This is a genomic window from Nostocoides australiense Ben110, from assembly GCF_001050535.1.
GTDB classification, from domain to species: domain Bacteria; phylum Actinomycetota; class Actinomycetes; order Actinomycetales; family Dermatophilaceae; genus Nostocoides_A; species Nostocoides_A australiense.
Window position 1 is genome coordinate 2,142,443 of record NZ_HG764815.1, and the last position, 9,533, is coordinate 2,151,975.

The 9,533-nt window shown below is 69.5% G+C and carries 14 protein-coding genes and 1 tRNA gene; 9 read left to right on the forward strand and 6 right to left on the reverse strand.

Annotated elements, in window-relative coordinates; all coding sequences use genetic code 11:
• Positions 1-185: 185 nt before the first annotated feature.
• From BN11_RS25155 to BN11_RS10315, 5 genes are read left to right on the forward strand one after another with little or no spacing between them, the layout of a single operon-like run.
• Positions 186-350 carry a hypothetical protein gene (locus tag BN11_RS25155; protein ID WP_157044071.1) on the forward strand — a complete coding sequence of 55 codons (165 nt, stop codon included), beginning with the start codon at positions 186-188 and terminating at the stop codon, positions 348-350.
• Positions 344-475, forward strand: a complete 132-nt coding sequence (locus BN11_RS25595; protein ID WP_268807093.1) for a hypothetical protein — start codon at positions 344-346, stop codon at positions 473-475. Before BN11_RS25155 ends, BN11_RS25595 begins: the two co-directional genes overlap by 7 nt.
• Positions 476-484: 9 nt before the next feature.
• Complete coding sequence (locus BN11_RS22610) at positions 485-967, forward strand: hypothetical protein (RefSeq protein ID WP_157044072.1); 483 nt, start codon at positions 485-487, stop codon at positions 965-967.
• A 57-nt stretch (positions 968-1,024) separates the two neighbouring features.
• Positions 1,025-1,270: a ribbon-helix-helix protein, CopG family gene (locus BN11_RS10310; RefSeq protein WP_048697333.1), complete on the forward strand. Its 246-nt coding sequence runs from the start codon at positions 1,025-1,027 to the stop codon at positions 1,268-1,270.
• Positions 1,270-1,572: a type II toxin-antitoxin system PemK/MazF family toxin gene (locus tag BN11_RS10315; protein ID WP_048697336.1), complete on the forward strand. Its 303-nt coding sequence runs from the start codon at positions 1,270-1,272 to the stop codon at positions 1,570-1,572. Before BN11_RS10310 ends, BN11_RS10315 begins: the two co-directional genes overlap by 1 nt.
• Before the next feature lie 8 nt (positions 1,573-1,580).
• On the opposite strand, the gene BN11_RS10320 is transcribed toward BN11_RS10315, so the two are convergent.
• The 6 genes from BN11_RS10320 to BN11_RS10345 all read right to left on the reverse strand — a co-directional run bounded on the left by BN11_RS10320 (position 1,581) and on the right by BN11_RS10345 (position 6,160).
• Positions 1,581-2,525 (reverse strand): amino acid ABC transporter permease, encoded by a 945-nt coding sequence (locus BN11_RS10320; protein WP_083433681.1) that lies wholly within the window; start codon positions 2,523-2,525, stop codon positions 1,581-1,583.
• The gene (locus BN11_RS10325; protein WP_048697339.1) at positions 2,522-3,202 is read right to left on the reverse strand and encodes an amino acid ABC transporter permease; all 681 of its coding nucleotides are present in this window, start codon (positions 3,200-3,202) and stop codon (positions 2,522-2,524) included. Before BN11_RS10325 ends, BN11_RS10320 begins: the two co-directional genes overlap by 4 nt.
• 103 nt (positions 3,203-3,305) lie before the next feature.
• Complete coding sequence (locus BN11_RS10330; protein WP_048697341.1) at positions 3,306-4,151, reverse strand: glutamate ABC transporter substrate-binding protein; 846 nt, start codon at positions 4,149-4,151, stop codon at positions 3,306-3,308.
• A 36-nt stretch (positions 4,152-4,187) separates the two neighbouring features.
• Entirely contained in the window at positions 4,188-4,928 is a 741-nt protein-coding gene (locus tag BN11_RS10335) for an amino acid ABC transporter ATP-binding protein (protein WP_048697344.1), read from the reverse strand.
• 113 nt (positions 4,929-5,041) lie between these two features.
• A tRNA-Gly gene (locus BN11_RS10340) sits at positions 5,042-5,112 on the reverse strand.
• 79 nt (positions 5,113-5,191) lie between these two features.
• Positions 5,192-6,160 carry a helix-turn-helix transcriptional regulator gene (locus BN11_RS10345; RefSeq protein ID WP_048697348.1) on the reverse strand — a complete coding sequence of 323 codons (969 nt, stop codon included), beginning with the start codon at positions 6,158-6,160 and terminating at the stop codon, positions 5,192-5,194.
• Between the two features lie 62 nt (positions 6,161-6,222).
• On the opposite strand from BN11_RS10345, the gene BN11_RS10350 reads away from it, so the two are divergent.
• From BN11_RS10350 to BN11_RS10365, 4 genes are all read left to right on the forward strand, one after another.
• Positions 6,223-7,704, forward strand: a complete 1,482-nt coding sequence (locus tag BN11_RS10350; protein ID WP_235435434.1) for a DHA2 family efflux MFS transporter permease subunit — start codon at positions 6,223-6,225, stop codon at positions 7,702-7,704.
• Positions 7,705-7,822: 118 nt separating this feature from the next.
• Positions 7,823-8,398, forward strand: coding sequence for a dCTP deaminase (gene dcd / locus BN11_RS10355; RefSeq protein WP_048697350.1), 576 nt, complete (start codon positions 7,823-7,825; stop codon positions 8,396-8,398).
• Positions 8,398-8,724 (forward strand): divalent-cation tolerance protein CutA, encoded by a 327-nt coding sequence (gene cutA / locus BN11_RS10360; protein ID WP_048697353.1) that lies wholly within the window; start codon positions 8,398-8,400, stop codon positions 8,722-8,724. The genes dcd and cutA overlap by 1 nt, the downstream gene beginning before the upstream one ends.
• Positions 8,725-8,796: 72 nt before the next feature.
• Positions 8,797-9,533: ABC transporter ATP-binding protein (locus BN11_RS10365; protein WP_048701214.1), on the forward strand; the 737-nt coding region annotated here is incomplete at its 3' end.

A 9,533-nucleotide genomic window follows, 5' to 3' on the forward strand; every position in this document is an offset into this window, starting at 1 on the left:
GCGGCCGTTGCTGTGCAGCTGGCCAGTCCGGCCAGCAGCAGGGCGCCACCGCCCCAGCGCAGGGCGGATCGCCGGTCGAGATGGGAAGTCATGCCCCGATTCCACCGGGCGGGCCTGATCCGCAGCGAGCAACCGGCTGTGCTCCACCTGTGAGGAACGGGCCGCCGGCTGGCAATACTGGCCAGGTGATGGTGCTCCGGTTCACTGCCGAGGACCTCAGCCGCGTTCAGCTGGCGCGCACCATCGGGCCGCTCGCGGAGGCGGTCCAGGCGATGGGCGCGATGCTGCGGCCGCAACCGCTCGGGCCGGCCCGGGTCGCGCGCCGGCGGCAATCGGGCACCGGTTGCTGATCGCAAACTACCTGCGGCCACTGCCCCGCATCGGCGTCGACGTGGTGACTCTCGGAGCGATGAGCCCCGACCGGCGCGACGCCGCCGAGGCACTGCATACCTGCCCGTCCGGCTGGCTGGGCTAGGAACTGCGGATGTTCCCCCGCCCCAGGCGGGACCTGCGGGCCTGGCTCGCCGCCGCCCGAGCCGACGGCGCCGACGGCCACCACCGCCTGATCCATAAGGTGGACACCTGGTTCGACCGTCACCTGGTGAGTCAATGGGCGGGCGCACGCGACGCCCCGGACGCCGTGTACGACCGGCTGAGCCGCGAGTTTACGGGCGGAGGAGTGGACGCCCTTGTTGTCGCATCTGGGGCACGGCATCCGATGGGGAGACCTCGAACTGCGCATCCCCGACGCCGGCCCGTGGTCGCCGGCGTGGCCCGCGACGCCGCCCCGGAGGCCCTGCGCGACGCCTCGTCGCGGCCGAGTGGGGCGTTCGCCGATCCCCGCCCCGACGGGGTCTTCTGGTCGCTGATGCGCGACGCCGCCGGGCAGTTGTATGTCGGTGTCATGGGCGGCCGGGCCCCCGTCCCGGGCGGCGGACGCATCTACGCCGTGGTTGCCGCGGACTGAGATCGACGCGAGGACTGGGCGTCGACAGCTGTCATACCGCAGCGGTATGATCGCGGTATGGGTGTGCAGATGACGATTCGGGTCGACGACGACCTCGCCGCCTTCGTCGATGCGCAGGCCGCTGCGCGGACCACGAGCCGGGCGGATGTGATCAACCGAGCGATCCGGGGGGAGGTACGGCGCCAACGGGCCGCACGAGACGCGCAGATCTACGCCTCGACCACCGACCCTGACCTCGAATCCGATGCCTACGCGGCATGGGCTGCAGGCACTGCCGGCAGCGCCTGGTCCGAGCTGGACTGATGCATCCGATCTGGCTGGCCCGTCTCGACAAGACGCGCCCGGTCCTGGTGCTGACGCGCGAGGAAGTCAGGGCGGTGCGGCAGCTGATCACGGTGGCACCGATCACCACGACCGTCCGGGGCCTGAGCAGCGAGGTCACCCTCGGGCCTCACAATGGGCTCGAACACCCGTGCGTGGCCAACCTGGACTCGATTGTCACCGTCCCCCGGCGCGCATTGATCCGGCCCCTCGGGGCGCTTCTCGAGGAGCAGGAGCGCGATCTGACGCGGGCCTTCCACGAGGCGTTCGATTTGGCGGACTAAGGGCTCGTTCAGACCCGGTCCTGCTGCCCGGCGTGCGCCGCGTCGTGCCGTGCCTCGTGCGGGGTCAGCGCCGCAGCGTGCGCCTGGTCGACCGGCGCGCCCGGCACCGTCGGCGCCCGGCCGATGGCGGCACCGGCCGTATGCCCGCGCCGGTTGATCCGGGCCTCGAGCCGAGCCGCCAGCCAGGTCAGCAGGTAGTTGATCGCGATGAAGACGGCCGCGGCGACGAGCAAAGCGGGGATGACATTCGAGCGGGCCGACGCGAGGTTCTGCGCCTGCTGCAGTAGCTCCGGATAGGTGATGATCGTCCCGAGGGCGGTGTCCTTGAGGATGACGACGAGTTGGCTGACCAGCGCCGGCAACATCGCCGTGATCGCTTGCGGCAGTTGGATATTGCGCAGTGTCTGGCCTGGAGTCAACCCGATCGAGAGGCCGGCCTCCGCCTGGCCCTTCGGCAGCCCGAAGACCCCGGACCGCACCAGCTCCGCGATCACCGAGCCGTTGTAGAGCGTCAGCGCCGTCACCACCGCGGCGAACGGGTTCCACGCGGCCGGGAAGACCTGGTTGTACGCGAACACCCCGAAGAAGAAGATCATCATGATCAGCACCGGGACCGCGCGGAAGAACTCGACGATCGCCCCGCTCACCCAGCGGATGACGACATTGCGCGAGAGCCGGCCCACCCCGAAGACGAACCCGAAGCTCATCGCCAGGACGACCGCGGCCGCGGCGGCCTTGATGGTGTTCCAGATCCCCAGCAGCAGGTAGTAGCGCCAGGTTCCCCAGTCGGCGAAGGGGCTCCACTTCGCCCCGGCGAACTCCCCGTTGGCGTGCAGCGCACGCCCCACGAGCGCCAGCAGGACCAACAGCAGCAGCCCGCCGGTGATGGCGACCACGCGGTGCCGGCGCCGGGCCTTGGGGCCGGGGGCGTCGAAGAGGACCGAGGTGCTCATCGCTTGACCGCCATCCGCTGCGAGAGGTTGGTGAGCAGGATGCCGAGCGGCATCGTCAGCAGGACGAAGAAGCCGGCGACGAGCAGGAAGATCATCAGGCTCAGGTCAGGCCGGAACTCCAGCGCGTCCCGCATGAACGCGGCCGTCTCGGCGACCCCGATCGCATACGCGACAGTTGTGTTCTTGATCAACGCGATGAGCACCGACGCCAGCGGGGCGATGGCGCCGCGGAACGCTTGCGGCAGAACGACATACCGCAGGCTTTGACCGAAGCCGAGCCCGATCGACCGGGCCGCCTCGGCCTGCCCGGGAGGCACCGTGTTGATGCCGCTACGCAGCGCCTCACACACGAACGCCGCGTGGTAGACGATCAAGCCGACGATCGCCCACCGCACCCCGTTGTCGACGATCGACGTCGAACTCGTCGCCGGTGCCAGGTTGATCTTCAACTGGTAGTGCAGAGCCAGCAGGCAGAATGTCACGATCAGCGTCAGCGGCGTGTTGCGCACCAGATTGACGTATGCCGCGCCGGCCCGGTTGAAGATCCCCACCGGGCCTACCCGCATCACCGCGAGGACGGTCCCGAGAATCAGCGCGCCGAGCGCGGAGAAGAAGGCGAGGTAGATCGTCTGGCCGAAGGCGGACCAGATGTCGAACTGGTCGAACAGTTCATCCATGGCTCACGTCTTCCGTGTCGGGTCCGGTCCTGCCGTGGTCCGGTGGGCAGGGGTATGCAGCGCGGCGGCGGCATACCCCTGCTCGGGTTCCGGAGGGGTCAGGTCAGGAGCAGGCGTCCGTCTTCGGCGGGTTGGTCGCGGTGTCGACCTTGAACCCGGCCGGGCCGAAGTTCGCGTCGACGGCCTTCTGCCATTCGCCGGAGTCGACCATCTTCTTCAGCGCCGTGTTGACCTTCTCGCACAAGGCGACGTCGCCCTTCTTGAGGCCGACGCCGTAGCGCTCCTCGGAGAAGGTCTTGCCGACGACCTTCAGCTTGCCCTTGTAGGCCGGCTGGGCGGCATACCCGGCGAGGATCGTGTTGTCGGTGGTGAGCGCGTCGAGCTGGCCGTTGACGACCAGGTCGAGACACTTGCTGTAGGTGTCGAAGTTCTGCAGCTGGACGCCGGGGTAGCTGTCCTTGACCTTCTGGGCCGAGGTCGAGCTGGTCACCGAGCACAGCTTCTTGCCGTCGAGGCCCTCCGGCCCGGTGATGTCGCTGTCGGTCGCGACGAGGAGGTCCTGGCCGGCGACGAAGTACGGCCCGGCGAAGGAGACCTTCTGCTTGCGCTCGTCGGTGATCGAGTAGGTCGCGAAGATCAGATCGACCTGGCCGGTGGCGATCAGGTCTTCGCGCTGCTTGCTCGGCGACTGGATGAAGGTCACATTGGTCTTGCCGAGTTCCTTGGCGACATAGTTCGCGACGTCGACGTCGAAGCCGGAGTACTTGCCGGCGTCGAAGAGCCCGAGCCCGGGCTGGTCGAACTTGATGCCGATCTTGATGCTGTCGCCGTCGGCGGCGCTGCCGCTGGAGCCGCCGCTCGCGGTCCCGTCGTCACTGCTGCCGCAGGCACCGAGTGCGAGGGCCAGGGTGGTCGCTCCGATGAGGGCGCCGATCCTGCGTGTCTTCATGGTTGTGTTCCTTCCGGTGGTGCGCGGTTGTCGGTTCTAGTGGGTGAGGATCTTGGCGAGGAAGTCCTTGGCCCGCGCCGAACGCGGATTGGTGAAGAACTCCTGCGGGGTGGCCTGTTCGACGATCTGGCCGTCGTCCATGAAGACGACGCGATTGGCCGCCTTGCGGGCAAAGCCCATCTCGTGGGTGATGACGATCATCGTCATCCCGTCCTTGGCGAGGCCGACCATGACGTCGAGGACCTCGTTGATCATCTCGGGGTCCAGGGCCGAGGTGGGCTCGTCGAAGAGCATGACCTTGGGTTCCATCGCGAGGCTGCGGGCGATCGCCACGCGCTGCTGCTGACCCCCGGAGAGCTGGGCCGGGTACTTGTGCGCCTGCTCCTGGACACCGACCCGCTCCAGCAGCGCCATGGCGTCCTTCTCTGCCTGCGACTTGGATTTCTTGCGGACCTTGATCGGGCCGAGCGTGACATTGTCGAGGATCGTCTTGTGTGCGAACAGGTTGAAGGACTGGAAGACCATGCCGACGTCCGCGCGCAGCTGGGCGAGGTCCTTGCCCTCCTCAGGCAGTGGCTTGCCGTCGATCGTGATGGTGCCGCTCTCGATCGTCTCGAGCCGGTTGATCGTGCGGCACATCGTCGACTTGCCGGAGCCGGACGGGCCGATGACGATGACGACCTCGCCCTTGTCGACGCTCAGGTCGATGCTCTTGAGCACATGGAGGTCTCCGAAGTGCTTGTTGACGTCCTGGAGGACGACCAGGGGCTGGGCCATGCGGCCGAACCTACAACGGCCCACGGGACCCGCCCCGCCCGCCGTGGGTGGATGTCGCCGGATTGCAACCTTGGCAGTGCCGGTGCCCCGCCCGGCCCTGCTGGCAGCCAGAGAGCCGGTGACGGGAATCGAACCCGCGTGTCCAGCTTGGGAAGCTGGCGCTCTACCATTGAGCTACACCGGCGTCGCGCCCGCGGAATCACGCTCCGCGATGGCAGCCCCGGAAGTCTAACCCAGCACGCAGCCCACCTCGCGCGCCCTCCTCATCCGGCCGCTGCCACGAACCGGCCTCCCCATGACGTCAGCATCTGGCGGACCTCCGCGCCCGCGTCCTCGATCGTGAAGTCCGCCTCGAGGATCCCGAGCGCCTGGAGCCAGTACCACGGCTGTGGTGCCTCCCCGCTCACGCGGCAGCGCCCCGCGCCGAGATCCGCGACCTCCACCCAGCGCCCGATCTTGGCCTCGACCACATCGGCCGGCGCGGCGACGACCGCCACGAGCGCATGCCCGGCCTCCCGCCGCGACAGCCCCGAGCGCACGTATGCCGCGGCATCGCCCCCCGGGATCTCGCGCCGTCGGAACATCGAGCGCGTCCCCTCCGGGTCGGTGAGCCGGTCGAGCCGGAAAGAGCGCCAGTCGCCGCGGTCGAGGTCGTAGGCCACGAGATACCACCGCCGGCCGACAGTCACCAGCTGGTGCGGCTCGACATGCCGCCGCACCACCTCTCCGGGCGTGGAGCCGCCGACAGCGGTGTAGGAGAACCGAATCCGCTCCGCGTCCCGGATCGCCGAGGCCAGGCCCCCGAGCACCGCCGCCTCCACCTCGGGCGCGGTCCGGAAGGGCGCATCGACGGTGACCTCGCGCAACGCTTCCGCCCGTCGGCGTAGCCGCGACGGCAGCACCTGCGTCACCTTCGACAGCGCGGACAAGGTGGCATCGGCGAATGCCCCGGACTGCGCGGACGCCGTCTGCCCGAGCGCGACCACCATCGCGATGGCCTCTTCCTCGTCCACCACGAGCGGCGGCATCGAGCCTCCCGCCCCCAGTTGGTAGCCGCCGTCTGTCCCGCGTGAGGACGTCACCGGATAGCCCAGCTCGCGCAACCGGTCGATATCGCGCCGCAGCGTCCGCTCCGAGACCTCCAGCCGCCCGGCGAGCTCGCTCCCCGGCCAGAACCGGTGCGTCTGCAGCAACGACAACAACCGCAGCGTCCGCGAACTCGTATTGGCCATGCCCCAACTCTCGCAGATCTAGCGGACAGAAAGTGGCCGGAAGCCTCCGTAGCGTCGTGGACATGGACACAGCGACCATGACCCGGAGCACCACCCTCACCTCCCGTCCCCGCCCGGCCATCACCGGCCGCGCCCGCACCCTCGCCCTGGTGAGCCTGCTGCTCGCCTCGGCCATGGAACTGATCGACGTGACGATCGTCAACGTCGCCCTCCCGACGATCGAACGCTCCCTCGGCGCGAGCGGGGCGATGCTGCAGTGGGTCGTCGCGGCATACCCGCTGGCCTTCGGCATCTCGCTGATCACCGGCGCCCGCCTCGGCGACCGCTTCGGCCGCCGCCGCCTCTTCCTCGTCGGCCTGGTCGCCTTCACCCTTGCCTCCGCCGCCTGCGGCTTGGCCCCGAGCGCCGCCGCGCTCGTCGGCTTCCGCGCGGTCCAGGGCATCGCCGCGGCCGCGATGGTGCCGCAAGTGCTGACGAGCATCCAAGTCATGTATGCCCCGCACGAGCGCGGGAAGGCGATGGCCGCCTTCTCTGCCCTCGCCGGCCTCGCCGCGGTCGTCGGGCCGATCATGGGATCGGTGCTCACCGAGACCGCCGGCTGGCGCTGGGTCTTCCTCGTCAACGTGCCGGTGGGGGTCCTCGCGCTGGTTGCGGCGCTGCGCTTCGTCCCCGAGTCGCGGGCGGCGCATGCCAACCGGGTGGACTTCCGCGGGGTCGCCGTCCTCTCGGCCGGCCTGCTCGCGCTGCTCTACCCGCTGGTCATGGGCCACGAACTCGGCTGGCCGACCTGGACGTATGCCGTGATGGCCGCCGGTGCGGTCATCCTCGCCGCGTTCGTGGCCGCCGAGGCGCGCCACGAGCGGGCCGGGGACGAGCCGCTGGTCGCGACCTCCCTCTATCGTGACCGCGCCTTCAGCGGCGGCAGCCTCGTCGGCGGCCTGCTGTTCATCGCCGGGACCGGCTACTTCCTGGCCGGCACGATCTACTTCCAGGCCGGACTCGGCTGGTCGGTCCTGAAGGCCGGCCTGGTCAACATCCCCTTCGCGCTGATCTGCACGGTCACGGCCGGTGCCGGCGCGGCCGTCCTGATGGCGCGCATCGGCCGCCGGGTGCTGAGCCTCGGCGCGGTCGTCATGGCCGTCGGGGCGGTGGTCATGTGGCTGACTGTGCGGGATGCCACCCCGGCCACGAGCTTCTGGGCCTTCGTCCCGGCCATCTGCCTCATCGGGGCCGGCTTCGGGTTCGTGGTCTCCTCGACCGCTCCGCTCGCGCTCGGGCAGGTCCCCGACCGGCAGGCGGGGTCGGCGTCCGGGCAGTTCAACACGACCGGCCAACTGGCCAACGCGGTCGGTGCGGCCGTGATGGGCACGCTCTTCTTCGAGGTCGCCGGCCGCCAGCACACGCACGCACCTGCGGAGATCTTCCGGCCGGCCTTCCTGGTCGTCCTGACCGTCATGGCCGCGCTGCTGCTGCTCGTCGCGGTCGCCACCACGGTGATCCCGGCCGACGCCCACGAGCACGCCGACCCGGATGCGGGTCACTGACCCGCGCCACCTCGACCGCAAGAGATGCCGTTACCCATCGGGAGTGGTGCTGGCGCAACAACTCCCGATGGGTAGCGCCGTGCCTATCCGTCCGGTGACTGCGCGATAGGTTGGCGCCGTGTTGCTCTCCGATCGCGATATCCGCTCCGAGGTGGATGGCGGGCGGGTTGTCCTCGACCCGTGGGACCCCCAGATGGTCCAGCCGAGCAGTGTGGACGTGCGGCTCGACAAGTACTTCCGGCTCTTCGACAACCACAAATACCCCGTCATCGACCCCGCCCAGGACCAGCCCGACCTGACCCGGCTCGTCGAGGTCGATCCCGACGAAGGGTTCGTGCTCCACCCGGGGGAGTTCGTGCTCGGCTCGACCCTGGAGACTGTGACTCTCCCCGACGACCTGGCCGCCCGGGTCGAGGGCAAGTCGTCGCTGGGTCGCCTCGGCCTGCTCACCCACGCCACAGCCGGATTCGTCGATCCCGGGTTCAGTGGTCACGTCACGCTCGAGCTGTCCAATGTCGCGACGCTGCCGATCATGCTGTGGCCGGGCATGAAGATCGGCCAACTGGCCTTCTTCCGGCTGTCCAGTTCGGCCGAAAATCCTTACGGCAGTGCGGCATACGGCTCGCATTATCAGGGCCAACGCGGCCCCACCGCGTCCAGGTCCTTCCAGAACTTCCACCGCACGGACGTCTGATGACCGAGATCGTCGAGGTGCGCTCCAGCGCGCCCGATCCCGCCACCGCCCAGGCGCTCGCCGATCTCCTCGTCACCGAGCGCCTCGCCGCCTGCGTCCAGTGCCTCTCGGGCCTGGCGTCGACCTACCGCTGGGACGGCGGCATTCAGCACGAGCAGGAGATCCTGCTGCTTGCCAAGACGACGGCCGCCCGCCTCCCGGCGCTGATGGCGCGCCTGCGCGCCGCGCACCCGTATGACGTGCCGGAGATCCTCGCCACGCCCACCACGGCCGACGCGCCGTATGCCGCCTGGGTCGCCGAGCAGACGACAGCACCCGGAGGGTGAGGGTGGTCTGTTAGTCCGCCGGTTGTCGGTGCCCTGGGTTAGCGTGGGCGCTCCAACGGGGAAGGACCGCACGTGATCCGGTTCGACGCAGTCACCAAGAGGTATCCCGGCGGCACCACGGCCGTCGATGACCTGACCCTCGAGGCACCCACCGGCCAGATCACCGTGCTCGTCGGACCGTCCGGGTGCGGCAAGACGACGTCCTTGCGGATGGTCAACCGGATGATCGAGCCCACCTCGGGGCGGATCAGCATCGACGACACCGACACCGCCTCGATGGATCCGGCCAGCCTGCGCCGCGGCATCGGCTACGTCATCCAACACGGCGGGCTCTTCCCGCACCACACGATCGAGCGCAATGTCGCCACCGTGCCATTGCTGCTCGGCACCGACAAGAAGACCGCGTATGCCCGCGCCCACGAGCTCCTCGAGCGGGTGGGCCTGCCGCGGGAGTTCGCCCAGCGCTATCCCGCCCAGCTCTCCGGCGGGCAGCAGCAGCGCGTCGGCGTGGCCCGCGCGCTCGCCGCCGATCCGCCCGTGATGCTCATGGACGAGCCCTTCTCCGCCGTCGACCCGGTCGTGCGGGCGCAGTTGCAGGAGGAGTTCAAGCGGCTGCAGTCCGACCTCGGCAAGACCATCCTTTTCGTCACCCACGACATCGACGAGGCCATCACCCTCGGCGACCAGGTGGCCGTGATGCGCGTCGGCGGCCGGCTGGCGCAGATCGCCTCCCCCAGCGAGCTGCTCGCCCACCCGGCCGACGACTTCGTCGCCGATTTCGTCGGCCGCGACCGCGGCCATCGCGCGCT

Bases quoted from the DNA above. Each gene is read 5' to 3' on its own strand.
- BN11_RS10345 (WP_048697348.1), bottom strand. From the start codon at position 6,160: ATGGCCAATACGAGTTCGCGGACGCTGCGGTTGTTGTCGTTGCTGCAG.
- BN11_RS10350 (WP_235435434.1), top strand. From the start codon at position 6,223: ATGGACACAGCGACCATGACCCGGAGCACCACCCTCACCTCCCGTCCC.
- cutA (WP_048697353.1), top strand. From the start codon at position 8,398: ATGACCGAGATCGTCGAGGTGCGCTCCAGCGCGCCCGATCCCGCCACC.
- BN11_RS10315 (WP_048697336.1), top strand. From the start codon at position 1,270: ATGCATCCGATCTGGCTGGCCCGTCTCGACAAGACGCGCCCGGTCCTG.
- BN11_RS10320 (WP_083433681.1), bottom strand. From the start codon at position 2,525: ATGAGCACCTCGGTCCTCTTCGACGCCCCCGGCCCCAAGGCCCGGCGC.
- BN11_RS10325 (WP_048697339.1), bottom strand. From the start codon at position 3,202: ATGGATGAACTGTTCGACCAGTTCGACATCTGGTCCGCCTTCGGCCAG.
- BN11_RS10335 (WP_048697344.1), bottom strand. From the start codon at position 4,928: ATGGCCCAGCCCCTGGTCGTCCTCCAGGACGTCAACAAGCACTTCGGA.
- BN11_RS10310 (WP_048697333.1), top strand. From the start codon at position 1,025: ATGGGTGTGCAGATGACGATTCGGGTCGACGACGACCTCGCCGCCTTC.
- BN11_RS22610 (WP_157044072.1), top strand. From the start codon at position 485: ATGTTCCCCCGCCCCAGGCGGGACCTGCGGGCCTGGCTCGCCGCCGCC.
- BN11_RS10330 (WP_048697341.1), bottom strand. From the start codon at position 4,151: ATGAAGACACGCAGGATCGGCGCCCTCATCGGAGCGACCACCCTGGCC.